The organism is Stutzerimonas zhaodongensis (assembly GCF_003696365.1).
Classification (GTDB): domain Bacteria; phylum Pseudomonadota; class Gammaproteobacteria; order Pseudomonadales; family Pseudomonadaceae; genus Stutzerimonas; species Stutzerimonas zhaodongensis.
Genome location: NZ_RFFM01000005.1, coordinates 98,137 through 122,156, shown reverse-complemented (window position 1 = coordinate 122,156; position 24,020 = coordinate 98,137). Strand labels below are relative to the sequence as shown.

The window sequence follows — 24,020 nt, the reverse complement described above, 5'->3', positions numbered from 1 at the left end:
GCGGCGGTGTGTTAGATCACTCGTCCACCGTCGTCACGCGTGATGATAACAGTGGCTGAGCGCGGCCTGCGGCCAGGGCCGTCCGGCCAGGTGCTGGTGTACTCGGTCGCTGTAGATCCTTCACCCGGATGCTGGATGTTGACGAAAAGCGTGCGAAAGTCCGGTGTGGCGGTGATGCCCGTCACCTCGGCGCCCTTCGGGCCGACCAGGAAGCGCTTGGTTTCTCCGGTCTTCGGATCCGACACCAGCATCTGGTTGTTACCGAACGGGCCACTGCTAAGCTGGCTTCCGCTCATGTCGGTCTGGATCCAGAGTCGACCTTCATCGTCGAACCAGAGTCCGTCCGGGCTCGCGAGGATGTTTTCCTCAGTGAGCGGACGCCCACGTGGATCACGGCTGTCGCTCTGCGGTCCGGCGAGCAGATACAGATCCCACTCGAACTGGGTGCCTATCTGGTTCTTGCCCGACTCGCGCCAGCGGATGATGTGGCCGGTTGGGTTTGGCGCGCGTGGGTTGGCCGCATCGGCTTCCTGACGAGCGCTGTTGTTGGTCAGGGTGAAATACACTTCGCCCGTATCGGGATGCACCGCGCCCCATTCCGGGCGGTCCATCTTGGTTGCGCCGACGATATCGGCTGCGAGACGGGTGTTGATCAGTACCTCGCCCTGATCGGCAAAGCTGACATTGGCCGCCGCGCAGGCCCGCTGGAAATTAGCATCGTCGATGTCCAGGGCCAGCCAGTCACCGCTTCCATCCGGATTGAAACGCGCTACGTACAGGGTGCCGTCGTCCAGCAGTCGGCTATCGCTGCGCTGCGGACGGTACTTGTCGCGGCTTACATATTTGTAGATGTACTCGTTCTGCGAGTCATCGCCTGAATAGCAGACAACCGGCCAGCCTGGCTTGGTGGGCGCGAAGACAAGGCCCTCGTGCGCAAAGCGACCCAGCGCCGTGTGCTTGATCGGCGTCGAGTCCGGATCGAAGGGGTCGATCTCGACGATCCAGCCAAAGGTGTTGGGCTCGTTACGATAGTCGGCGCGCGGGTCTGCGCCCTGCGATGTGGCATCGAAGCGTTGGAATTCGTCGCCACTGACCGTTTCCCAGCCGTAGCGACCGGTGGAGCGAACTCCATAGCGATCCAGATGGCGGGGCAGCTCGGCGTCGCGGCTGGCGAAATAACCAGCCCAGTTTTCTTCGCAGGTCAGATAGGTGCCCCAAGGCGTGTAGCCGTTGGCGCAGTTGTTCAGCGTTCCGCGCGTAGAGGTGCCGCTCGGGCTGTAGCGAGTCTTCATCAGATCGTGACCGCGCGCGGGTCCTTCGATCCGCATAGGGGTTGCGCCGGTGATGCGACGGTTACGGGCGGAGGGCAGCATGGCCCATTCACCTTGAGCGCCCCGACGCACTTCTACGATCGACACGCCATGCGCGTTGATTTCCTTACGAACCTCATCGGCATTGACACGTTTGCCGCCAACTACGGTGGGGCCGTTGGGGTGCAGCAGTGGTGCATCGATGTACTCGTGGTTCAGCGCGAGCAGACCGTGGTCACTCTTGCGACCCTTGAACTTGGCATCCATGGGGAAGAAATGCATGCCGTCATGATGCATGCCGGTCTGCTGGGCCTGGTCTTCAGCGCTGTTGCTGGCGTCTTCGAGAAACGCCGGATAGCTACCGCAGATCGGAGTACCCCACGGAATGAACGCCTTCGCGGTGAAACCAGCAGGCACAGTAATCGTGTCAGCACGGGTCACGCCCACTGCGTTGAAGGGCAGGCGAGTGCGTCGTTGAAACGGCAATCCGCTGCCAAGCGGCGCGGGTTCGGCAGCTCCGGCAACCGAGGGCAGGCCGCCCAGAAAGGCGAGAGCACCGAACGCAGCGCCACCAGCCACAACCTTGCGGCGACCGAGATTGATCACGTCCTCGATATGAGGATTGCCAGAACGGTTACTCGGCAGTTCATCGCCGTTGCCGAACATTATGTTTTGATTATCGTCAGTCACGACGCAGCTCCATTAGGTAATCGACGGAACTGTGACGCTAGCCTGGGCTTGCGACAGCTTAATGACAGTGCGCAGGCGGTCGACAAACGGTTTCGCTTGTTTATTTTGTTTCCTATCGACCACAAAGCGCTGCGAGCGGTTACGGCATATGGTCCTGCGCTGCCATCTAACCGGCCTGGCCATCGTTGCTTGTAGAACATGCATCGTGTCACTGAAGCGTCCAGTACGCCGTTCGTCCACTCTGGGAAGTGCTCTGCGCTACCATCGCGTCCTCAGTCTCAAGACACGGATTCAGATGGAAGCCAACGCTCCGCTTGCGCTGTACCAACAGGCTATTGCCGTCCATGGCTTCGTCAGCGACGCGGCCCAGCTCCGCGCAGTTGAGCAGCTTCAGCGCTGTTACGACGCCCTGCACGGTAACGTAGCTTTAAACGTGCAGAGCGGCGTCTATCTTTGGGGTCCCGTTGGGCGAGGCAAGACATGGCTGATGGACATGTTCCATCGCAGCTTGCGCGTTCCGGCCAGGCGCCAGCATTTTCATCACTTCATGCGCTGGGTGCATGTCCGGCTTTTCCAGCTCAATGGCACTGCCGATCCGCTGCGTGCGTTGGCGCGTGAGCTGAGCGAGGAGGTGAGGGTGCTGTGTTTCGATGAGTTGTTCGTAGGTGACATCGGCGATGCAATCATTCTTGGCCGGCTGTTTCGAGTGATGTTCGACGAAGGTGTGGTGATCGTTGCCACGTCGAATCAGCCACCGGCCCAGTTGTACTTCGACGGCTTCAATCGGGAACGCTTTCTTCCAGCGATCGCGGCGATGGAGCAGCATATGGAGGTGATCAGCGTGGATGGCGGTGCGGACCATCGTCTACGTCCCGGTGCAGCAGAGCAGCGTTACTGGGTCAGCGAACCTGATGCAGACGGCGCACTGCGGTCAGTATTCGACGCATTGGCTCAGGGCCCCACGACCTCCGAGCCGGCGCTGCTAGGGCGACGGCCTCTGCTTGTCGTCAGGAGGAGTGAGTCAGCCATATGGTGCCGCTTCGCCGCGCTATGCGGGGAGGCATTCTCGGCGTTGGATTTCATCGAGCTTTGCGACCGTTACTCGTCCGTTCTGCTCAGCGATGTGCCCAGGTTGGGTAGCGAGCAGCGCGACGCTCGTATCGCTCGTGGTACCGAAGACGGTGCAGCGCGGGTGGTAGCAGGGGATCGCGAACTGCCCAGGCTTGCGGCTCACGACGACAGCGTCCGACGCTTCATTGCGTTGGTGGATGAGTGTTATGACCGTGGTGTACCGCTATATCTCGAAGCAAGGGTGCCGCTGGATGAGCTGTATACCCAAGGCTATTTGTCATTTGCGTTTCGCCGGACTTTGAGCCGGCTGCATGAGATGCAGCTAAGCCGATTCGGTGGCGCCAACTAGGCCTCAGTCCCGGTAGAACACTTGCACCAGGTGATATCCAAACTGACTTTTGACCGGACCATGAACCTCGCGCAGAGGCTTTTTGAAGATCACCTGATCGATACTCCGCACCATCTGTCCGGGGCGGACTTCGCCCAGGTCGCCGCCTTTCTTGCCGGACGGGCAGGTCGAATATTTCTTCGCCAGCACATCGAAGGCTTCGCCACTGGCGATGCGCTTTTTCAACTGGACAGCTTCGGCTTCAGTTTTGACCAGTATGTGCCGGGCCATGGCTTTGGGCATTGCGCGTCTCCTGAGTATGGCGCGATTGTAAGAAGCGTACCGGGAAATCCGAAGCCGTAAATAACTCTCTATTGCGCCAATATTTAGCCGTAACCCGACGAACGGTAGTTATTGCAGATTTATGTTAGCGCTACCATCACGCCACAAACATAATGCAGCACCTCGATGCTGCCGGAGACCAAGTAGTGGATTCCCACTCCCACAGCGATCTTTCTGCCACTGGCCGCGCGCTGGTCGTCATGGGCGTTAGCGGTTCGGGCAAAACCGAAACCAGCCACGCCGTTGCCGATGCGTTGGGCTTTCGTCACATCGAAGCAGACCATTTCCACCCTGAAGAGAACGTTGCCCGCATGCGCGCCGGTACGCCGCTGTCTGACGCGGACCGTGTCGAATGGCTGCAGAAGCTCGTCGTCGAGATGCAACGGGCCATCGACGACGGCGTAGGCTTCGTACTGGCCTGTTCTGCACTCAAGCGTCGCTACCGCGATTTGCTGCGAGATGCGGTTGCAGAACTACGGTTCGCCCACCTATCCATCGATTACGACACGGCGGTGCAGAGGGTTGGCGGCCGTGCTGGGCATTTCATGCCCATTTCCTTAGTGGACAGTCAGTTCGCCACGCTCGAATCTCCCGAAGGCGAGCCTGGTGTTCTTGTAGTCGATGCCAGCCAGTCGCGCGACCAGGTTCTGGTGGAGATCGTCGATTGGATGCAGCGCGCACCAGGGTTGGAGATCAGCGATGCCGAGGGTCATTCCGCGGCTCCGCTTGATAGCGCTAACACCGGCGTTGGCAAAGGCGCCGAGCTGACCAGTCCGCCCATCTATAGCGGCAAGCTTGCACTGGGGTTCGACCGCATCACCGATTGGCTGATGGCGGCGTTGTTGGCGTTCATGGTGGTCGTGGTGTTCAGCAGCGTGGTGCTGCGCTATGCGTTCGGCACCGGCTGGACCGGTGCTGAAGAGCTATCCCGACTGGCTTTCGTCTGGCTGGTGTTCGTCGGTGTCGCGTCCAGCATGCGTCGCGGCGAGCTGATGGCCTTCAGCATGATTCGTGATCGCTTCCCGGTGCTCTTCCGTCGCGTGGTCGATTCCATCAGTTGGTTGCTGGTAGCTGGCGCCAGCGGCATGGCGGCCATGGGCGGTTGGAACCAGATGCAGTTTGGCTGGACGATCAACAGCCCGGTGGTGGGTTATCCACTTGCCGTGGCGATGCTGCCGGTTATGGCCAGCATGATTGCGCTCGGCGTCTTGGCACTCGTGCAGCTGGTGAATGTCTGGCGCGAGCCTCCACGACCCCATGTTGCCGATGCCAACGTAACGGCTGACTGACTCCGATAACAACAGGGCAACGCCCGCCGAGGTTCCTGAATGACTGTCGTCGTTTTTCTTTCTTCTCTATTTGGCTTCATGGCATTCGGCATGCCGATCGCGTTTGCGCTGATCCTCACCGGCGCGGTGTTGATGTGGTACCTGGATTTCTGGGATGTCCAACTGATTGCGCAAAATCTGCAGGCCGGTGCCGACAGCTTTCCATTACTGGCCGTACCTTTCTTCATCCTGGCCGGCGAGCTGATGAATGCCGGCGGGATCTCTCGCCGGATCATCAACATGGCCAAAGCCTACTTCGGCCACAAGCGCGGCGGGCTGGGCTATGTCGCGATTGCTGCATCGGTGCTTCTGGCGAGCATGTCTGGGTCTGCGCTGGCAGACACGGCCGCCTTGGCGACATTGCTGTTGCCGATGATGCGAGAACGAGGCTATCCGTTGAGTTCATCATCCGGGCTGGTGGCGGCGGGTGGCATCATTGCGCCGATCATCCCGCCGTCGATGCCCTTCGTCATCTATGGCGTGGTCACCAACACATCCATCAGCCAACTCTTCCTCGCCGGCATGGTGCCCGGATTGATCATGGGCATCGGACTGATCGTTGCCTGGACCTTGATTGCTCGCAATATTGATGAGCCGCCACAGGAAAAGGCCACCTCTGCCGAGCGCCGAAAAGCACTCGTCGATGGCGCAGCCGCGTTGATGTTGCCAGTGATCATTGTTGGCGGTTTGCGCGGAGGGCTGTTCACGCCAACCGAAGCCGCGGTTGTCGCGGCAGTCTACGCACTGGCCGTCTCGACCCTGCTGTATCGCGAGCTGAGCTGGAGCGGGGTGGTGGAAGTGCTTACCCGCGCCAGCCGCACCACGGCATCGGTGATGTTCCTATGCGCCGCGGCCATCGTTTCGGCTTACATGATCACCCTGGCTCAGCTTCCCGATGAGATCGCCACCATGCTCGGGCCGCTGGCGCAGGATCCGAAGTTGTTGATGGTTGCCATCATGGTGCTGATGATCGCGGTGGGTATGGTGCTCGACCTCACACCGACCATCCTGATTCTCGGGCCGGTACTGGCGCCCATCGCCGTGAAGGCCGGTATCGATCCTGTGTACTTCGGCGTGATGTTCGTCTTGATTGGCTCGATCGGCCTGATCACCCCGCCAGTAGGTACAGTACTTAACGTCGTCGGCGGAATAGGGCGGCTGCGCATGGAAACGCTGGTGCGCGGCGTAACGCCGTTCTTCGCCATCTATCTGGTCATCGTGGCATTGCTGATCGCCGTGCCATCGATCATCACCGTTCCGCTGCAGTGGCTGCGGTAGCTACAGGTCTCGTTCGACAAAAACAAGCTTCATCCACCCACAACAACAAAAGGTACGACAGCATGAAACGATTTCTCATAGCGGCACTGGCCGTCACCACCCTTGGCAGCGCCATCGCGACAGCACATGCGGCCGATGACGTTCGCTCTCGGATGATTCGCTTCGGTTATGGCCTCAATGAGGACAGCAACCAGGGCCGCGCCGCCAAGGTGCTCGCCGAGGAAATTGCCAAGGCCTCCGATGGCAAGCTCAAGGTGCGTACCTTCGCGTCGGCCAGCCTTGGCTCCGATGACCAGATGCAAAACGCACTCATGGGTGGCGCCCAGGAAATGATGGTCGGTTCGACCGCGACACTGGTGGGCATCGCGAAGGAAATGGCGGTATGGGACACGCCTTTCCTGTTCGAAAGTGAAAAGCAGGCCGATTACGTGCTGGATGGCCCGGTCGGCCAGAAGGTTATGGACGCGCTGGAGGCTAAGGGATTGGTCGGTCTGGTCTACTGGGAAAATGGCTTCCGGAACCTGACCAACAACGTCCGTCCGGTCGAGAAGATGGAAGACTTCAACGGCATCAAACTGCGCGTCATGCCGAACCCGGTGTTCATCGACACCTTCAAGCAGATGGGCGCCAACGCCGTCCCGCTGCCATTCTCCGAGCTGTTCACGGCGCTGGAGACCAAAGCGGTCGATGGTCAGGAAAACCCCTACAACACCATTCTGTCTTCGAAATTCTACGAGGTTCAGAAGTATCTGAGCGTGACCAATCACGTCTACAGCCCATGGATTGTTACGGCGTCCAAGCGTTGGTGGGACGGCCTTTCCGAGACCGAGCAGGGGATCATCATGGACGCGGCGAAAAAGTCGCGTGATTCGGAACGCGAGGACACTCGCGCCGAAGCTCGTGAGGCCTTGGCTCAAATCGAGAAGCAGGGCATGGCCGTCAACAAAGTCAGCCCGGAGGAAATTCAGCGCATGCGCGATCAGGCTAAGCCGGCCATCCAGACCGTAGTCGATACGGTGGGTGAGCCGCTGTTCAAGGAAGTACAGGCCGAAATCGCCAAAGCACCGAAGTGATGGCGCGCGCCCCTACGGGGGCGCTTTTCCCGATATAGAATTCCCGCCCCTGGTCGTTGGATGTTGTTATGAGTTCTCGCCGTCGTCGTTCGCTGGAACGGGCCACGCTCTCCGACGTTGCCCGCAGTGCCGGCTGTTCACTGATGTCCGCATCACGTGCGCTATCGCAGCCCGAACGTGTATCCGATGCACTGCGCGAACGTGTGATGACGGCTGTCAAGACCTTGGGTTATGTCCCTCATACCGCCGCCCGTAGCCTGGCCAGTGCACGGTCGAATTTGGTTGCGGTGATCATTCCTTCGCTCTCCAACGCCGTCTTCGTCGATACCGTAGAGGCCATTCAACGTGTGCTGATGCCTGCCGGTTACGAGTTGATGATTGGCGTCAGTCATTATCATCCTGAGGAAGATGAGCGCCTGCTGCGTGCCTACCTGGCGCATCAGCCGGCTGGCCTGCTGGTAACGGGTTTCGAACGCAGCGACGCGGCGCGTGAGGTACTGGGCAGCTACACCAGCCCCATCGTCACGCTGATGGAACTCAGCGATGGAGAAGAGGAGTACTGCGTCGGCTTCTCCCAGTACGAGGCGGGTGCTGCCATGACCCGTAAGCTGCTCGAGCGCGGCTATCGCAACATCGCATTCGCCGCTGCGCAGCTGGACCCACGGACGCTCCAGCGTGCCGAGGGCTATCGTCAGGTAATGCGTGATGCGTCCCGCTATGACGCCGCGCTTGAACTGCTGACGCCCCAGGTGTCATCGATCGGGCTCGGCGCCGAATTACTGGACCGGTTGCTCGCGCAACATCCGGAGATCGATGCGATTTTCTTCAACAACGATGACCTGGCACTCGGCGCACTGTTCCGGGCTCGCCAGCTGCAGTTGGCCGTGCCAGAGCGGCTGGCGATTGCGGGTTTCAATGATCTGCCTGCTGCTGCCTGGATGCACCCGGCGCTGACGACGGTGCGCACCATCCGTGGCGAGATAGGCAAGTTGGCGGGGCAGATGCTGCTCAGCCTGATGCGCGGTGAGTCGCCTGCGCAGCGACGCATCGATGTGGGGTTCGAAGTGGTGATGCGCGAAAGCGCCTGATACGTAACCGGCAAGCGTTGCGCCTGCCGGTCCCTGCATATCGGCGCTGTCGATCAGTCGGCTTGCTGCGCGGCGGTGACCTGCTGGGCAATCTCGATCATCTGTTCACGCATCCAGCGGTTGGCCGGATCCTGGTCCGTGCTTTCGTGCCAATAGATGTGCGTCTCCAACGGCGGAATGTCCACCGGCAGCGGGATCTGATGCAGATCGTGGCGACGGGCGAAGCGCTCGGGCACAGTTACAGCCATGTCGGTGTGCTGGATGACCTGCGTTGCCATCATGTAATGCTGCGAGCGCAGTGCAATTTTTCGCTGCTGGCCCATCTTGCCGAGCGCCAGGTCGACCATCCCCAGACCGCTGCGCCGGCTCGAAATATGGATGTGGGATAGCGACAGGTATTCCTCGACGCTGAGCTTGTCCTTGGCCAGCGGATGACCACGGCGCATCGCGCACACGTATCGATCTTCCAGCAGCTTGACGTGGCGCACCTGCGGGTCGGTGTTGAGCGGCGCGTCCATGGCGAAATCCAGGCGCCCGGCTGCCAGCTCCTTGGTGGTCTCGCGACGCTTGGCGAGCATGCTCTCGATCTTGACGTTTGGCGCCAACCGGCGCAGACGCTGGAATAGCGGCGGCAACACGACAGCTTCGGTGAGGTCGGTCATGCTGATACGGAAGGTCTTGTTTGCCTGCGCAGGGTTGAACGTCCGGCTTTCCTGTACTGATACGCGCAGCAGCTGCAATGCATTGCGCACCGGGCCGATGATGTTCTGCGCCATTGGCGTCGGCACCATACCTTGTGCGGTGCGCACGAACAGCGGGTCGTTGAAGGTTTCGCGAAGGCGGGCGAGCGCGTTGGAAACGGCCGGCTGGGTGATGCCGACGATCTGTCCGGCACGGGTCAGGTTCGCTTCGGTGTAGATGGCGTCGAAGACGATGAAAAGATTCAGATCGACCTTGTTCAGGTTCATTGTTGTGCTCTCCGGCGTGTATCGGAATTCGCCGATCATATATCGGTGATGAATGTTTATACACGAGGAAAATAGCTTAGATAAATCGCCAGACCTCCTCTAGCATCCAAAACTACAAAACATTACCTGCCAGAAGGTTGTCGCCCATGAATTTCGCCTACTCCCCGAAGGTTCAAGAGCTGAGAGAGCGCGTGCAAGCGTTCATGGATGCTCATGTCTATCCCGCTGAAAAGGTGTTCTACCAGCAGGTTGCCGAGGGCGATCGCTGGCAGCCGACCGCTATTGTCGAGGAGCTCAAGGCCAAGGCCAAGGCAGAAGGGCTGTGGAATCTGTTCCTGCCGGAGTCGGAGCTGGGCGCCGGTCTGACCAATACCGAATATGCGCCACTGGCGGAAATCATGGGCAGCTCGGGCCTCGGCCCAGAAGCCTTCAACTGCTCGGCACCGGACACCGGGAACATGGAAGTGCTGGTGCGCTACGGCAATGATCAGCAGAAGAAGCAGTGGCTAGAGCCACTGCTGCGTGGCGAAATTCGCTCGGCGTTCGGCATGACCGAGCCGGGAGTGGCGTCGTCGGATGCCACCAACATGCAGGCGCGCGCCGTGCGCGAGGGTGATGAGTGGGTTATCAACGGCCGCAAATGGTGGACCTCCGGCGCCTGCGATCCACGCTGCAAGGTGATGATATTCATGGGGCTGACCAACCCGGATGGCCCGCGCCACCAGCAACATTCGATGATTCTGGTGCCGATGGATGCGCCGGGTCTGAAAGTGCTGCGTCCATTGCCCGTTTTCGGCTACGACGATGCGCCGCACGGCCACGCCGAAGTGCTGCTGGAAAACGTTCGGGTGCCCTACGAGAACGTACTGCTAGGCGAGGGTCGAGGCTTCGAGATCGCTCAGGGCCGTCTCGGCCCAGGCCGTATCCACCATTGCATGCGCTCGGTGGGCGTCGCTGAGCGTGCTCTGAAACTGATGTGCCAACGCTCGGTGGACCGCACGGCATTCGGCAAGCCCCTGGCTCGCCTCGGCGCAAATTTCGATCACATCGCCGAGTGTCGGATCGAGATCAACATGGCGCGCCTGTTGACGCTAAACGCCGCCTATATGATGGATACCGTGGGCAACAAGATTGCAGCGAGCGAGATCGCCCAGATCAAGGTCGTCGCGCCTAATGTGGCTTTGAAGGTCATCGACCGTGCCATCCAGATTCATGGTGGCGCTGGCGTTTCCGAAGATTTCCCGCTTGCGCACTGGTGGGCCATGCAGCGCACCCTGCGCCTGGCCGACGGCCCGGACGAAGTGCACCGCGCATCGATCGCCAAGCACGAGCTGGGCAAATACATTTCTCGCGAGATGCTGCGCAGCCGCTAAGCCAACGGCAGGTCTGAGCTAAGCAAAAAGCAAAGCCACTCAAATGGCTTTGCTTTTTTTATGCAACGACAGTTGAGTTATCAAGGTGCGAGCGTGCTGGCAATCACTGAGGGCATGTAGGTCCTTCACCACGAATGATTCCGAACCCTGTGTTCACTCATGGCCCAGCCCGACACAGAGCCGGTTCATCACGGCGTGACTGTCGTCTGATCCGGGGGCGTACGCTGCCCATAGGTGGCAATGACCAGGGCTTGATAGCGCCGGTACACCTGTTCATAGCTCTGCACAGCGTTGGGTTCAGGCTCGACAGCGGTAGATTCGTCAAGGCTCACGCAGCGATCACAAAGCTCGACAAGGCTAGCCTGCGGGTCGCTTTGTCTGGCGTGACACCAAGCGGCCTGTATCGCACCGCCCAGGGCCGCAGCTTCATTATGGGACGTGCAGACCACAGGAGTGGCCATCATGTCGGCGACGATCTGGCGCCATTGCGGGTTCTTGGCGCCGCCGCCGATCAGCTGGATCCGCTCGCTGCGCACGCCACTCTCACGAAGCAAATCCAACCCGTAACGCAGGCCTAAGGTCACGCCCTCAAGTACCGCGCGGCAGAGGTTGGCGCGGGTCAGATTGTCGGTCGTCAGGCCGTGCAGGCTCGCAGTGGCCTGGGGCAGGGCGGGGACGCGCTCGCCGTTAAGAAAGGGCAGGAGGGTTACGCCTTCTGCGCCGATGGGCGACTGCACCACGAAGTCGTTGAACTGCTGAAGATCGAGCTCCAGCAGGTCGCGAATCGCCGCGTTGGCGTTAGTCAGGTTCATGGTGCAAATCAGAGGCAGCCAGCCGCCGCTGGAGGAGCAGAACGTGGCGACCGCTGGTTGCGGGCTGATCTGCGGTTCTCCTGTGAAGGCATACAAGGTGCCCGATGTGCCGAGGCTCATCGTGATAGCGCCAGGTTGGATGTTGCCGGTGCCGATAGCGCCCATCATGTTGTCGCCACCACCGCTCGAAACGATGACATTTGGGTTCAAACCCAGACGAAGTGCCAGTTCCGGGCGCAGCGTGCCCACAGCTTCATCAGGCCCGATCAGCTCCGGCAGTGCAGCTTCGAGACGGCCGTTGGGATCAATGTGCCGCAGCATCTCCAGATCCCAACGCCGGCTTCGCACGTCGAAGTAACCGGTGCCGGATGCATCGCCGTACTCGCTGCAGCAGCGGCCCGTCAGCCAGTAGTTAAGGTAGTCGTGCGGCAGAAGAATATGAGCGATACGCTCGAACAGCTGTGAATGCTGTTCTTTCATCCACAACAGCTTCGATACCGTGTATCCCGGTGCGATGACCACACCCAGCCGCTCAAGCGAGCCGCGTTCACCGCCCAGCCACTGCAATAGCCGCTGGTTTTCTTGGGCGGACTCGGTATCGCACCAGAGCTTGGCGGGCCTCAAAACCCGGCCGTCGCGATCAAGCGTGACCAACCCGTGTTGCTGGCCTGAAACACCGATCCCGAGCACCTGATCACCCGGTACCCCGGCGTCGGCGAGCGCCGCCGCGGTTGCCGCTTCAAATGCAGACGTCCATTGCTCGACATGCTGTTCGCGACGGCCGTTCGGGCCACTAATCAACTCGTGACTGGCCGAGCCCTGGCCGAGCACTTGTCCGCTGACTGCATCGAGCAGCAATGCCTTGGTGCCCTGGGTGCCGCAATCGATTCCGAGAAACATGATCTGCTCCGTTAGCGGGTCAGCAACAGATCGAGGGTGCCGCTCACGCCTAATGTGGTCAGACGCAGCAGGTTGCGGTCAAACGCCTCGCGGAATGCCGGCGAGCGGCCTATGTGATTGCCAAAGATCTCTTCCCGCCCGAGCAGGCGATCGGCAAGTCCGTCATCGTCTTCGACCAATGACTGGCAGAACTCCGCACGTGGATCGGGGATCCGGTAGCGGTCACCGTTCTCGTCGACGCCCCGCAGGTACAGCGCCCATGCAGCTACGACCAGCGCCGCGCGATCGAGCTCAGCGTTATCAGCGATCAGGCGATTGATGGTCGGCACAGTGAATTTTGGAAATTTCGAGGAGCCGTCGGAGCAGACGCGTTCCAGCTGGTCAGCGATGGCGCAATTGGAGAATCGCTCGATCAGGGTTCGTTTGTACTGCGTGAGGTCGATCCCCGTCACGGGAGCCAGCTGTGGCGTGACGTCCTCGTCCATGTATTGGCGGATGTACTCGACGAACAGCGGGTCGGCCATGGTTTCATGGACGAAGCGATACCCGCGCAGAAAGCCCAGATAGGTCAACGCAAGGTGGCTGCCATTGAGCAGCTTGATCTTCATTTCCTCGTAGGGCGCGACGTCATCGGTGAACTGGACGCCTACCTTTTCCCAGGCCGGTCGGCCAGCATTGAACTTGTCTTCCAGAACCCACTGTACGAAGGGCTCGCAGACCACGGGCCAGGCGTCATCGATCTCGTGGTTCTGGCGAAGATCCTTGCGGTGAGCAGCACTGGTCATGGGCGTAATGCGATCGACCATGGCATTGGGAAAAGAGACATTCTGCGCTATCCAGTTGGCCAACTCAGAGTCCACCAGATTGGCGAATGCCAGCGTCGCCTTACGCGTAACGTCGCCGTTGTGCGGCAGGTTATCGCAGGACATCACCGTGAACGCTGGCACACCCTGTCCGCGGCGTTTGGCCAAAGCTGCGCAGAGCAGACCGAATACGCTGATCGGCGCGCGCGGATTCTCCACATCGTGCTGGATGTGGGGCAGCGCGGCGTTGAACTCGCCGGTGCCATCGTCCATGCAGTAGCCGCCCTCGGTGATGGTCAGCGAAACGATGCGGATCGCGGGGTCAGCCAATCGGGCAACAACCGACTCGGAGCCGTCTTCGCCTACCAGCAGCATTTCGCGAATGCTGCCGATCACGCGGACCTCTGTATCGGGTCGGTCGTCAAGCTCGACCAGGGTATAGAGGTAATCCTGCGAGGCGAGGGCGTCACGCATGGACAGCTCATCGGCACGTGTGCCGATACCACAGATGCCCCACTCGAGCCCTTCGCCCGTGTTCATCAGTGCATCGGTGTACGCCGCTTGATGAGCGCGGTGGAAGCCGCCGACGCCGATGTGCGCTATCCCAGTCTTGACCTGATCCGGAGCATAGGCAGGACGCGCGATGTGGGCCGGCAGCTGCGGCAGATTCTGTCGTTTCAACTTCATGTCAGGCCTCGCAGGGCGTGGGAATGGAAAAGCCGAGGGCGCGATCGCGGCCTGGGTAGGCAGCGATCTCGCCGACATACGGGTTCTGATTGAAGCGTCAGGCCACCTGTTGCAGGGATTGACCGACCGCCAGGCCGTTGCCATCGAACAGGTGGCAGTGGGCGGAGTCGAGGCTCAGCTTCAGCGATTCGCCGTAGCGAGGGGTAAAATCGCCCCGGATGCGCATAGTCAGGGGTTCGTTCGCCTGGGTGATGACATGGCAGTAGGTATCGCTACCCAATCGCTCGCTGACGTCGGCTTTGACCTCAAGCTGGCAGTTGCCATCGGTGCTGCGGTTGAGATGCTCAGGGCGAATGCCAAGGGTTACGGCGTCTCCCACCGCCAGGGATGGTCCGCTGCGCGGCAGGTACAGTCGGCAGCCTGCGTCGAGTTCCACTTCGCAGCCTGTAGCTTCAACCTGCCTGATGCGGCCCTGCAAAAAGCCCATCTTCGGTGTCCCGAGGAAACCTGCTACGAAGAGGTTGGCGGGGTTGTGATAGAGCTCCATGGGTGATCCGACCTGTTCGATGCGTCCGCCGTTGAGCACTACGACCTTGTCCGCCAGGGTCATGGCTTCGACCTGATCGTGAGTCACGTAGATCATGGTCGCTTGTAATTCCTGGTGCAGGCGCGAGAGCTCCAGGCGCATCTGTACGCGCAAGGCGGCATCGAGGTTGGAGAGGGGCTCGTCGAACAGGAAAACCTTGGGATTGCGCACGATGGCACGGCCTATGGCGACGCGCTGGCGCTGGCCCCCGGAGAGCTGGCGCGGTTTGCGTTCAAGCAGTGGCTCGAGTTCGAGCGTACGCGCGGCCGCTTCGATTTTGCGAGCCACTTCCTGCTTGTCTGCCCCGGCGAGATCGAGGGCGAAGGACATGTTCTTGCGCACCGTCATGTGCGGATAGAGCGCGTAGGTCTGGAACACCATGGCCAGGTCGCGCTTGGCTGGGCTGACATCGGTGATGTCGCGCCCGTCGAGCTCGATCCTGCCGCTGCTGACTTCCTCCAGGCCGGCGATCAGCCGCAGTAGCGTGGACTTGCCGCAGCCGGACGGCCCGACGAAGACCACGAACTCGCGATCACGAATGTCGAGGTCTATACCTTTGATGATGTCGTTGCCGTCGAAGCTTTTCTTCAGGTTGTGGACTTTCAGGTCTGCCATGTTCGGAATCCTCTGTTGTTCTTCTCAGCTCAGCGGCGTTACTTCACAGCGCCGAACGACAGGCCGCGGACCAGCTGCTTCTGACTGATCCAGCCGAAAATCAGTATGGGGGCGCAGGCGAGGGTGGATACGGCTGAAAGCTTGGCCCAGAACAGCCCTTCTGGGCTGGAGTAGGAAGCGATCAGGGCGGTCAGCGGCGCGGCATTGGAAGAGGTCAGGTTCAACGACCAGAAGGCCTCGTTCCAGCACAGGATCAGCGACAGCAGCATGGTGGAGGCGAGCCCGCCCTTACTGATTGGCAGCAGCACGCGAACCATTTCCTGCATCAGCGTTGCGCCGTCCATGCGGGCCGCTTCGAGAATGTCGCGGGGTATGTCCTTGAAATAGGTGTAGATCATCCACACCAGGATCGGCAGGTTGATCAGCGTGTAGATGATGATCAGCACTGCGCGGCTGTCCAACATGCCGAACTGCTTGGCCAGCAGGTAGATCGGCACCAGCACGCCCACCGGCGGCAGCATCTTGGTCGAGAGCATCCACAACAGCGTGCCTTTGGTGCGCTTGGTCTCGTAGAAGGCCATCGAGTAGGCCGCAGGTATCGCAATCAGCATGCCCAGGGCCGTGGCGCCGAAGGAGATGGTCACCGAGTTCCAGGCGTATTTGAAGTAGCCGCTGCGGTCCTGAATCTGCAGGTAGTTCTCCAGCGTCGGCGTGAATATGAACTGCGGCGGTGTGGCGAAGGCGTCGATCTCGGTCTTCAGGCTGGTCATCAGCATCCAGAAGATCGGGAAGAACAGCAGCAGCGCCACGGCCCAGGCGAACAGCCCGACCACAAGGGTATTGAGGCGGCGACTTTGTTTGAGCGTCAGCATCGGTCTGTCCTCAGTATTTTTCGGTGAGATTCTTGCCGAGCATCCGCACCAGGATGATCGCCGCGATGTTGGCGATGACTACCGCGATCAAGCCGCCGGCCGATGCCATGCCGACGTCGAATTGAAGCAGTGCCTGGGTGTAGATCAGGTAGGCAAGGTTGGTTGACGCATAGCCGGGACCACCGCTGGTGGTGGTGAAGATCTCGGCGAAGACAGAGAGCAAAAAGATGGTTTCAATCATCACTACTACGGCGATCGGGCGGGCCAGATGTGGCAGGGTGAGGTGCCAGAAGATCGCGATGGGGCCAGCGCCATCCAGGCGGGCGGCTTCTTTCTGCTCCTGATCGAGGGACTGCATGGCCGTCATCAGGATCAGTATCGCGAAGGGCAGCCATTGCCATGACACGATGATCACAATCGAGGCGAGTGGATGCTGGGCCAGCCAGTCGACCGGCTGCGCCCCGAAGAACTTCCAGACGGCCGCGAGAATTCCCGAGACGGGGTGGTAGATCAGGTTCTTCCAGACCAGCGCGCTGACGGTCGGCATGATGAAGAACGGCGAGATCAGAAGCACGCGTACAATCCCGCGCCCAGCGAAGTCAGCCGCCTCCAGCAGCGCGGAGATCAATACCCCGAGCACGACGCTGATCAGCAACACGCTGCCCACCAGGATCAGTGTGTTGGTCATGCCCGGTATGAAACCGGCATCGGTCAGGAAGTAGTGGAAATTCTCCAGTCCGACGAAATCGTTGTCGCCGGGATAGAGCAGGTTGTAGCGAATCACCGAGAAGTAGACGGTCATCGACAACGGAACCAGCATCCACAGCAGCAACAGCGCAACGGACGGGCTGACGAGGAACCAGCTGGGGCCAAAGCGGCGCGGCTTTCGCTCGCTCGGCTCGCTTGCCGTGTCGGTGACAGACGCCTTGGGCAAGGCTGTGGATGAGGTGGCCATGGGTGTGCTCCGGCTGAAAGAAGGCCATGAGGGCTCGGGCGAGCCCTTTCCGGTGTTCACCTTCGATTAGGAAGGGACGATGCCTGCTTGGGGCGCTTACTTGGGATAGCCGGCGCGCTTCATCTCGCGCGTGGTCGACTGCTGCACAGCGGTCAGCATCTGCTCGACTGGCATCTGTCCGGTAAGCGCCGCGGAGAACATCTTGCCGACCTGAGTACCGATAGCCTGGAATTCCGGAATGGTCACCAGCTGGATGCCCACGTAGGGCACGGGTTTAGCGGAAGGCGAGGCGGGATCGGCCTGCTTCAGCGATTCCAATGTGATTTTGGCAAAGGGTGCAGCGGCCATGTACTCGTCGCTGTAGGTGGACTCACGAGTACCCGGTGGCACGTTGGTAACGCCGTCTGTTTCGGCAACGAGCTTGGCGTAGTCCTTCGATGTTGCCCAGGCGGTGAAGAGCTTGGCGGCTTCTTTCTGCTGCGAGCTGGTAGGGATCGCCAGTGCCCAAGAGTACAACCAGGCCGAACCTTTATCGGTCTCTTCCTGCGGAGCGAAGGTGAAGCCCACTTTGTCGGCGACCTTGCTTTGCGATGTATCCGTGACGAACGAGCCCGCTACCGTTGCGTCGACCCACATGGCGCACTTGCCGCTGTTGAACAGGGCCAGGTTCTCGTTGAAGCCGTTACTGGAAGCGCCGGGCGGGCCGTACTTGCTCAGCAGATCCACATAGAAGTTGGCCGCCTTGGTCCACTCCGGGCCATCGAACTCTGGTTGCCACTTCTCATCGAACCAGCGTGCGCCGAATGAGTTGGCGACTGTGGTCACCAGTGCCATGTTCTCACCCCAGCCGGCCTTGCCGCGCAGGCACATGCCGTACTGGTCTTCACCGGGCTTGTGTAGCTTCTCGGCGTACTCGGCCATCTGAGTCCAGGTGGGATGTTCAGGCATCTGCAGACCGGCCTGCTCGAACAGGTCAGTGCGGTAATAGGTCATCGAGCTTTCGGCGTAGAACGGCAGCGCATACAGCGTCCCGTCCACCGACAGACCTTCGCGGACCGAAGGAAATACGTCGTCCAAGTCGTAGCCTTCAGGCAGGTCCTTCATGGGCGTCAGCCAACCCTTGTCGCCCCAAAGCGAAACTTCGTACATGCCGATGGTGAGCACGTCGAACTGACCGCCCTGGGTAGCGATGTCGGTGGTCAGGCGCTGACGCAGGACGTTCTCCTCTAGCACCACCCAGTTGAGCTTGATGTCGGGATTCTGCTGTTCGAAAGTCTTGGACAGGCGCTGCATGCGGATCATGTCCGCATTATTGACGGTGGCAACGGTGATGGTTTCGGCGGCTTGTGCAATGCCGGTCGTGACGATGCAGGCACTGGCGAGCAGCAATTTGAATGTTTTCATTCCTGGACTCCTCTTCCAGGCATAGCCGTGGAAGCGCTTATTGTTTTTGTTGTTGCCCGCGTACTGCGCTACGAGCGTCTCGCGAGCATTACAACGCTGGTGATGGCTGGGTCACAAAGCCCTGACTGCACTCGTTTTGATACTTTCTTGCATCAGGGCGGACAGTCCTCGCTAGCCTTTTTTTATTCGAGGAACGCTTATGTAACCACGCGCAGCCGCTCAAGGACGAGGGTTTGGCCTTCGCCATAGCAAAGATGCGGAGGAAAAGCCGTCGATTCGAAACGTTGGCCCAAAGCTGGAAAGCGTATCAGCTGACCAGGTTTTGCTCGGTCAGCCGCTGCTCGACAAGGCGGCGATAGCACGAAGGGGTCATGCCCTTGAGCTGCTGGAAGCGTCGGTTGAAGTTGGAAAGGTTGTTGAAGCCCGATTCGAAGCAGACATCCGTGACGGGTTTGTCCTGATCGAGCAACAGCTCGCAAGATTTGCTGATGCGCAAACTGTTGACGAACTCAACGAAGCATCGCCCAGTGGCTCGTTTGAAGAAGCGCGAGAAGTAGGTGGGTTTCATGCCGAGATGACCAGCTACTTCCTCCAGGGGCAACTCACGCATGTAATTGTCGAAGATGTAGTTGACCGCAAGGTTCGTCCGGTCGGCATGATTCTCATCGCCCAGTTGCGCAGACGTTGCGCCGGAGAGCAACTGGTAATCGTCGCAGTTGGCGAGCAGCTCGAGCATGATCAGAAAATAACCGAGACGGGTGGCGCCACGGCTGTCGGCGACCTGCTGCATCAGTTGTCGCGCCTGAGCGATGGTGCTGGAGCAACGGAATTCGATGCCGTAGCGCGAGCGTTCCAGCATCGGCGTGATGCTGCGTAGCTCCGAAAATACCGAATGGCCGGCCTCGAACAGCTCGTCGGTGAAATTGACCAACATGTCTCGCTTGGCTACCACCTCACCGTCATCCATCTGGCTGATCCAGTTGTGTGGCAGATGTGGCCCGGTGAGGAACAGGCTATCGGGCGCGAAATTCCCAACGTAATCGCCGACGAAAACCTTGCCTGAACTGGCGACGATCAGATGCAGCTCATATTCCTTGTGATTGTGCCAACGCACCAGCGGGCAGGGGAACCCGTGCTCGCGGTAGATCAGGGAGTTGCCGTGGTGGTCGTCCATTAGCTCGTAGGACGGATCTGAAATCTTCAACGCTCTCATACAGGGTCCGTTGTAGTGCAAAGCCACGAAGGGTTATAGCTGCTGAGTGAGCAATGGCCAAACAGGTCAGTCAATTTCGTATCGGTGAGGCAGGTCGGGACCACGCCGTGAACAGGTGATCGCCGCTGCCGCGGTGGCGAACTTGAGCATTTGCTCCAGCTCAGATGAATCTACTTTCGCGAGCGCCTGCACAGTGTCCAGCTGATGCTCGTGCAGGTAGGTCAGGAGCGCTGCCTGAAAAGTATCGCCAGCGCCCACGGTGTCGCGGACCGTGACCGCATTGGCCGCTGCATAGAATTGCCCGTTTCGTCTGCTGAACAGCTCTGCTCCCTGACTGCCACGAGTCAGCACGACGACTTCGGCCCGCTCGGTGAGCCAGCGTTTAGCAATGCTTTCTGGTGCAACGCCCGGATACAAGAGCGCCAGGTCCTCATCGCTCACCTTGATCACGTGCGCGCGTGCGGCGAATGCCTCGACCCGCTCGCGCCATCGCTCCAGGTCGGGTTCAACATTAAGACGAATGTTTGGGTCCAGCGAGATCAGGCGCCGCGCTTGTTCGTTCTTCAATAGCGAGAGCAGGGCATCGGCGACTGGAGGGGTCACCAGCGAATAGGAACCGAAGTGGATACCTCGGATGTCATCGCCTAGCGATTGGAGATGGGATTGCTCTACCAGGCGGTCGGCGCAACCCTTACCGCGAAAGCTGTAGGCGGGTGCACCGTTGGCACTCAGTGCCACCATCGCCAGCGTCGTAGGTGCTTCGAATTCGATGAGGTGGCTGGAGTCGACGCCTTCGTTCTCCAGCACCTTGCGCAGCCGCTGCCCGAAGTGGTCGGTGGATATCCCGCCAAGCAGCGCCACGGGTGCGCCGAGTCTTGCCAGGCCTATGGCTACATTGAATGGCGAACCACCCGCCACAGCTTCTAGAGTCAAGCGATTGCTATGCGCGTCCGCGGGGGCCGAGAACACGTCGAAAAGCGCTTCACCACAGACGAGATACATAAGCTATTCCTGCCGTTTGACATCGTCCGAGCTTAGTCGGGGAGCGGATGTCGAGACAGTACGCCTTGGGCTAGTCTCCGGTACGATTTTGCACTGTCATCAATACAGCCACACCTCGACCCGACGGTTCTTGACTCGCCCAGCTGCGCTGTTAGAGGCAACTGGAAGTTCACCACCCAAGCCATTGATATCTTTGACAAGTATTCCGCCTTTTGCGAGCTCCCGACGCACTGCCATGGCGCGCAGCTTGGACAGCAATGCCGTGCGGGCGGCATCGTTTCCAGCGTCACCGAAGCCGACTAAAACCGCGGAATTCATGCGCTTGTCGTGAGCGTTCAGGTAATCGATCAGGCGGGTTATGTCGCGCTGCGCCTTGTTATCCAGCTGTGCGCTGCCTTCTTCAAAACGGAAATTGACCGTCAGCCGTTGTGCCTCGCCAGCGAGCCGTTGATAGGCCTCTGGCATGCTGGTTTGCACGGGGAGGGTAATCGGTGAAATGGCTTGTGCCACGTACCCTGACTTCTCGACGATGGCTTGCCCGTCTGGGCTATGCACGAAGTTAAGAAAATCGCGTGTCCACTGTGACTGGCTCGTCGGATTGGCGTATAGGAACAGTCGCCGGGATAGCGGGTAGTCTTCAGTGGCGACCAGCGCGGTGCTGGGTGGCATCGGCTGGGATCCGCCATCGGTGATCGAGAGTGCCTTGGAGGTGCCAACCGACGCCAGGCCAACGAAACCGATCGCACCGGGGCGACTGCTAACCGTCTGCGAAAGCGCATCGTTGGACTCATAGCGCCGCGCTGTGGCGGCAAGTACTTTGCCCTGGCCCGCGAGCACCAGTTCCTTGAAGGTATCGTAGGTGCCGGACTGATCATCACGGGCGTGTAATTCAATCGGTTGATCGTTACCGCCGAGTTCTCGCCAGTTTGTGATCTCCCCCGCGAACAGGCGCGCAACCTGTTCGACGCTTAGCGACCCGACTTTGTTGCCGGGGTGAACGATCACGGCAAGCCCGTCGATGGCGATCACTTGCTCCGCAGCCGCGCTGCGCAGGTTGCCCAACGCTGCAAGGCTTTCGGCTTCGGCTGGTTTTATTGGTCGGGAGGCAGCGGCGAGGTCGGCGGTGCCGTCTTTCAAGCCAGAGAATCCGGTTCCCGTTCCATGAGCGGCCACCAGGGCCTGAACAGGAGCACCCTGGCTATCGATCGCCGTAATGCGCTGTTCGTTCTCGCGGCCGGCTGGAGCTATGCGTACCGAGTGAAAACCTTTGGCCTCGAGCAGGCCGGCAACCAGCATGGGCGCCAGCTTAGCGCCAACGGTGTTCGATCCGTGTATGCGCAGAATTGCAGATCGTTCAGCTGCTGCACCTGTTGCGATCTGAGCCGTTGCATCGGTCGGAGCTGCCGCTGTGAAAAGCAGGCCCAGCGATGCGAGGCATAACGCCCGAATACTCGTACTACCAGCGGACGCACTCAGGCCCATGGCTAATCTCCCTATCAACGAAGCAGGGGAGATTAAGAAGGATTGTTTACAGTTATGTGACGGCTACCAAAAGAGATGCGCCGATGCGGTGCGCATCTCGTTTTTCTCACGTGGTTAGAAGACTATGACGAGGGTTTCGCGCCGACGAAAATTCAGCTCAGCTCGATCCACACCGGACAGTGGTCGGAGGGCTTCTCCATCGACCGAATGTCGTAATCCACGCCGCAGTCTACAACTCGATCATGCAGGCCTGCTGTGGTCAGAATGAGGTCGATGCGCAGGCCACGGCGCGGCTCATCTTCGAATCCGCGGCTGCGGTAATCGAACCAGCTGAAGCGATCCACGACCTCAGGATTTAGGGTCCGGAAGCTATCTTGCAGGCCCCAGCCTTTCAGTTTCGATAACCACTCACGCTCCTCCGGCAGGAAACTGCACTTGCCGGTCCGCAGCCATCGTTTGGCGTTCACCTCTCCGATACCGATGTCGCAGTCTTCGGGGGATATGTTGAAGTCGCCCATTACTGCGACGGCCTGGTCGGGCGTGAATCGCTCTTCCAGTAGGGATTGCAGGTCCGCATAGAACTTTGTCTTGGCGGGGAATTTGGTGGGATGAATCCGGCTTTCCCCCTGAGGGAAATAGCCGTTCATGACCGTCACCTCATGGCCTTTGGCATCAGCGAAACGGCCCCAAATGAAACGCTTTTGTGATTCTTCACCGTCGCCGGGGAAGCCCTTGTGAACTTCCAAAGGGGCCTGACGCGAGAGCAGCGCCACGCCGTAATGACCTTTCTGGCCGTGGTAGTGGACGTGGTAACCAAGCGCCTCGATTTCAGCTTGAGGGAATTGGTCATCGGCGACTTTGGTTTCCTGTAGCCCGATCACGTCAGGTTGATGCTTCTCGATGATTGCAGAAAGCTGATGAGGTCTTGCGCGCAAGCCATTGATATTGAAAGAAACCAGTTTCATCTTTTCGGGCTCCGGAAAAACCGCGATTCTAAAGTGTACGGGAGGCTGGTGCGAGTCAGGGTTCGTTGTCGCTTAGCTGGGCGTGACCGCGCCGTGGGTGCTAACGTGAAATCAGTGCCGTATACCAAGTGCCCGATATTCATAAGAGAGTAGCCATGCCGAAGCCTGCCGAAGTACGAATGCTGGACAGCGGATACGCCAGGGAAGCACGTTCACTGCTCTATAACGCCTATCGGCATGAGCCCACGTTTGCCTACCTCTTTGAATCTGACCGGCCCGGTTACGATCAGCGAGTGCGAGCGACGGTGCGCGAATTGGTTAATCAACATCTTCTTCAGGATCAACCAGCGCTTGGGCTCGTTCTGGATGACCGATTGATTGGCGCCGCTCTTATCGCACCGCCGCAACGGCGGCTGGATATCACTGAGAGTTGGGCATGGCGCATGCGCATGCTGCTCACAGCGGGATTTCGGTGTACGCGGCGTTACCTCGATTATCACGCCACCGTCCTTGGCTGCTTGCCGCCCGGCACCTTCCATGTGTTGCCGCTGATGGCCATTCATCCCCAGTTTCAAGGCCAGCACTACGGGGAGCAACTGCTCGAAGCGCTGCACAACTGGTGCGCGGCGGATTCGAGTTCAGAAGGGCTGGTGATCGACACCGGTAACCCTCGCTACCGCAATTTCTACGAACGGCAGGGCTATCAGGACATCGGACAGATCGCGATTGGGCCGGTAGTCGAACATGTGTTCTTTCATCCCGCGCCGCGAGCAGTGGAAGCAAACAGCGGTTGAAGCCGAATTTTGCGGAGTCTCGGTAGTCGAAACGCCGGGTGATCGATGAAGTACTTTTATGCATTGGGTAAAGCTGTCCCT

The 24,020-nt window shown here is 59.7% G+C and carries 20 protein-coding genes; 7 read left to right on the top strand and 13 right to left on the bottom strand.

The features are described 5' to 3' along the window. Positions 1 to 11 precede the first annotated feature (11 nt). Complete coding sequence (locus EA797_RS17650; protein ID WP_122167588.1) at positions 12 to 1,976, bottom strand: PhoX family protein; 1,965 nt, start codon at positions 1,974 to 1,976, stop codon at positions 12 to 14. 319 nt (positions 1,977 to 2,295) lie between these two features. On the opposite strand from EA797_RS17650, the gene zapE reads away from it, so the two are divergent. Beyond that, positions 2,296 to 3,420 (top strand): cell division protein ZapE, encoded by a 1,125-nt coding sequence (gene zapE / locus EA797_RS17645; protein WP_122167586.1) that lies wholly within the window; start codon positions 2,296 to 2,298, stop codon positions 3,418 to 3,420. Between the two features lie 3 nt (positions 3,421 to 3,423). On the opposite strand, the gene EA797_RS17640 is transcribed toward zapE, so the two are convergent. Beyond that, positions 3,424 to 3,702: a peptidylprolyl isomerase gene (locus tag EA797_RS17640; RefSeq protein WP_122167584.1), complete on the bottom strand. Its 279-nt coding sequence runs from the start codon at positions 3,700 to 3,702 to the stop codon at positions 3,424 to 3,426. 239 nt (positions 3,703 to 3,941) lie between these two features. On the opposite strand from EA797_RS17640, the gene EA797_RS17635 reads away from it, so the two are divergent. The 4 genes from EA797_RS17635 to gntR all read left to right on the top strand — a co-directional run bounded on the left by EA797_RS17635 (position 3,942) and on the right by gntR (position 8,508). Continuing rightward, positions 3,942 to 5,030 carry a gluconokinase, GntK/IdnK-type gene (locus EA797_RS17635; protein WP_122167744.1) on the top strand — a complete coding sequence of 363 codons (1,089 nt, stop codon included), beginning with the start codon at positions 3,942 to 3,944 and terminating at the stop codon, positions 5,028 to 5,030. Positions 5,031 to 5,069: 39 nt separating this feature from the next. Beyond that, the gene (locus EA797_RS17630) at positions 5,070 to 6,347 is read left to right on the top strand and encodes a TRAP transporter large permease (protein WP_122167582.1); all 1,278 of its coding nucleotides are present in this window, start codon (positions 5,070 to 5,072) and stop codon (positions 6,345 to 6,347) included. Between the two features lie 62 nt (positions 6,348 to 6,409). Next, entirely contained in the window at positions 6,410 to 7,420 is a 1,011-nt protein-coding gene (locus EA797_RS17625) for a TRAP transporter substrate-binding protein (protein ID WP_122167580.1), read from the top strand. Between the two features lie 68 nt (positions 7,421 to 7,488). Then, positions 7,489 to 8,508, top strand: coding sequence for an HTH-type transcriptional regulator GntR (gntR, locus tag EA797_RS17620; protein ID WP_122167578.1), 1,020 nt, complete (start codon positions 7,489 to 7,491; stop codon positions 8,506 to 8,508). Between the two features lie 53 nt (positions 8,509 to 8,561). Here gntR and EA797_RS17615 read toward each other — a convergent pair whose 3' ends face one another. Further along, a complete protein-coding gene (locus EA797_RS17615; protein WP_122167576.1) occupies positions 8,562 to 9,476 on the bottom strand; it encodes a LysR family transcriptional regulator in 915 nt (304 codons plus the stop codon). A gap of 146 nt (positions 9,477 to 9,622) precedes the next feature. On the opposite strand from EA797_RS17615, the gene EA797_RS17610 reads away from it, so the two are divergent. Further along, positions 9,623 to 10,849: an acyl-CoA dehydrogenase gene (locus tag EA797_RS17610; protein ID WP_122167574.1), complete on the top strand. Its 1,227-nt coding sequence runs from the start codon at positions 9,623 to 9,625 to the stop codon at positions 10,847 to 10,849. 188 nt (positions 10,850 to 11,037) lie between these two features. On the opposite strand, the gene xylB is transcribed toward EA797_RS17610, so the two are convergent. The 10 genes from xylB to xthA all read right to left on the bottom strand — a co-directional run bounded on the left by xylB (position 11,038) and on the right by xthA (position 23,145). After that, positions 11,038 to 12,561: a xylulokinase gene (xylB, locus tag EA797_RS17605; RefSeq protein WP_122167572.1), complete on the bottom strand. Its 1,524-nt coding sequence runs from the start codon at positions 12,559 to 12,561 to the stop codon at positions 11,038 to 11,040. Positions 12,562 to 12,572: 11 nt separating this feature from the next. Continuing rightward, entirely contained in the window at positions 12,573 to 14,051 is a 1,479-nt protein-coding gene (locus EA797_RS17600) for a mannitol dehydrogenase family protein (protein WP_122167570.1), read from the bottom strand. 97 nt (positions 14,052 to 14,148) lie between these two features. Next, positions 14,149 to 15,252: an ABC transporter ATP-binding protein gene (locus tag EA797_RS17595; RefSeq protein ID WP_122167568.1), complete on the bottom strand. Its 1,104-nt coding sequence runs from the start codon at positions 15,250 to 15,252 to the stop codon at positions 14,149 to 14,151. Positions 15,253 to 15,290: 38 nt separating this feature from the next. After that, a complete protein-coding gene (locus tag EA797_RS17590) occupies positions 15,291 to 16,124 on the bottom strand; it encodes a carbohydrate ABC transporter permease (RefSeq protein WP_044314497.1) in 834 nt (277 codons plus the stop codon). Between the two features lie 10 nt (positions 16,125 to 16,134). Continuing rightward, a complete protein-coding gene (locus tag EA797_RS17585; RefSeq protein ID WP_122167566.1) occupies positions 16,135 to 17,079 on the bottom strand; it encodes a carbohydrate ABC transporter permease in 945 nt (314 codons plus the stop codon). Positions 17,080 to 17,175: 96 nt separating this feature from the next. After that, positions 17,176 to 18,483 carry an ABC transporter substrate-binding protein gene (locus EA797_RS17580; protein WP_122167564.1) on the bottom strand — a complete coding sequence of 436 codons (1,308 nt, stop codon included), beginning with the start codon at positions 18,481 to 18,483 and terminating at the stop codon, positions 17,176 to 17,178. A 307-nt stretch (positions 18,484 to 18,790) separates the two neighbouring features. After that, entirely contained in the window at positions 18,791 to 19,696 is a 906-nt protein-coding gene (locus tag EA797_RS17575; RefSeq protein WP_122167562.1) for an AraC family transcriptional regulator, read from the bottom strand. Between the two features lie 66 nt (positions 19,697 to 19,762). After that, positions 19,763 to 20,698 (bottom strand): carbohydrate kinase family protein, encoded by a 936-nt coding sequence (locus tag EA797_RS17570; RefSeq protein ID WP_122167560.1) that lies wholly within the window; start codon positions 20,696 to 20,698, stop codon positions 19,763 to 19,765. A 99-nt stretch (positions 20,699 to 20,797) separates the two neighbouring features. After that, a complete protein-coding gene (locus tag EA797_RS17565; RefSeq protein ID WP_122167558.1) occupies positions 20,798 to 22,180 on the bottom strand; it encodes a substrate-binding domain-containing protein in 1,383 nt (460 codons plus the stop codon). 152 nt (positions 22,181 to 22,332) lie between these two features. After that, on the bottom strand, positions 22,333 to 23,145 hold the full coding sequence (xthA, locus tag EA797_RS17560) for an exodeoxyribonuclease III (protein ID WP_122167556.1): 813 nt from the start codon (positions 23,143 to 23,145) through the stop codon (positions 22,333 to 22,335). Positions 23,146 to 23,300: 155 nt separating this feature from the next. Here xthA and EA797_RS17555 point away from each other — a divergent pair, with 155 nt between their 5' ends. Beyond that, positions 23,301 to 23,939 carry a GNAT family N-acetyltransferase gene (locus tag EA797_RS17555; protein WP_122167554.1) on the top strand — a complete coding sequence of 213 codons (639 nt, stop codon included), beginning with the start codon at positions 23,301 to 23,303 and terminating at the stop codon, positions 23,937 to 23,939. The last annotated feature ends 81 nt before the right edge of the window (positions 23,940 to 24,020 follow it).

Bases quoted from the DNA above. Each gene is read 5' to 3' on its own strand.
- EA797_RS17570 (WP_122167560.1), bottom strand. From the start codon at position 20,698: ATGTATCTCGTCTGTGGTGAAGCGCTTTTCGACGTGTTCTCGGCCCCC.
- EA797_RS17625 (WP_122167580.1), top strand. From the start codon at position 6,410: ATGAAACGATTTCTCATAGCGGCACTGGCCGTCACCACCCTTGGCAGC.
- gntR (WP_122167578.1), top strand. From the start codon at position 7,489: ATGAGTTCTCGCCGTCGTCGTTCGCTGGAACGGGCCACGCTCTCCGAC.
- EA797_RS17630 (WP_122167582.1), top strand. From the start codon at position 5,070: ATGACTGTCGTCGTTTTTCTTTCTTCTCTATTTGGCTTCATGGCATTC.
- EA797_RS17640 (WP_122167584.1), bottom strand. From the start codon at position 3,702: ATGCCCAAAGCCATGGCCCGGCACATACTGGTCAAAACTGAAGCCGAA.
- EA797_RS17585 (WP_122167566.1), bottom strand. From the start codon at position 17,079: ATGGCCACCTCATCCACAGCCTTGCCCAAGGCGTCTGTCACCGACACG.
- zapE (WP_122167586.1), top strand. From the start codon at position 2,296: ATGGAAGCCAACGCTCCGCTTGCGCTGTACCAACAGGCTATTGCCGTC.
- EA797_RS17590 (WP_044314497.1), bottom strand. From the start codon at position 16,124: ATGCTGACGCTCAAACAAAGTCGCCGCCTCAATACCCTTGTGGTCGGG.
- EA797_RS17600 (WP_122167570.1), bottom strand. From the start codon at position 14,051: ATGAAGTTGAAACGACAGAATCTGCCGCAGCTGCCGGCCCACATCGCG.
- EA797_RS17650 (WP_122167588.1), bottom strand. From the start codon at position 1,976: ATGTTCGGCAACGGCGATGAACTGCCGAGTAACCGTTCTGGCAATCCT.
- EA797_RS17615 (WP_122167576.1), bottom strand. From the start codon at position 9,476: ATGAACCTGAACAAGGTCGATCTGAATCTTTTCATCGTCTTCGACGCC.
- EA797_RS17555 (WP_122167554.1), top strand. From the start codon at position 23,301: ATGCCGAAGCCTGCCGAAGTACGAATGCTGGACAGCGGATACGCCAGG.
- xylB (WP_122167572.1), bottom strand. From the start codon at position 12,561: ATGTTTCTCGGAATCGATTGCGGCACCCAGGGCACCAAGGCATTGCTG.
- EA797_RS17580 (WP_122167564.1), bottom strand. From the start codon at position 18,483: ATGAAAACATTCAAATTGCTGCTCGCCAGTGCCTGCATCGTCACGACC.
- EA797_RS17595 (WP_122167568.1), bottom strand. From the start codon at position 15,252: ATGGCAGACCTGAAAGTCCACAACCTGAAGAAAAGCTTCGACGGCAAC.
- EA797_RS17565 (WP_122167558.1), bottom strand. From the start codon at position 22,180: ATGGGCCTGAGTGCGTCCGCTGGTAGTACGAGTATTCGGGCGTTATGC.
- xthA (WP_122167556.1), bottom strand. From the start codon at position 23,145: ATGAAACTGGTTTCTTTCAATATCAATGGCTTGCGCGCAAGACCTCAT.
- EA797_RS17635 (WP_122167744.1), top strand. From the start codon at position 3,942: ATGGGCGTTAGCGGTTCGGGCAAAACCGAAACCAGCCACGCCGTTGCC.
- EA797_RS17610 (WP_122167574.1), top strand. From the start codon at position 9,623: ATGAATTTCGCCTACTCCCCGAAGGTTCAAGAGCTGAGAGAGCGCGTG.
- EA797_RS17575 (WP_122167562.1), bottom strand. From the start codon at position 19,696: ATGAGAGCGTTGAAGATTTCAGATCCGTCCTACGAGCTAATGGACGAC.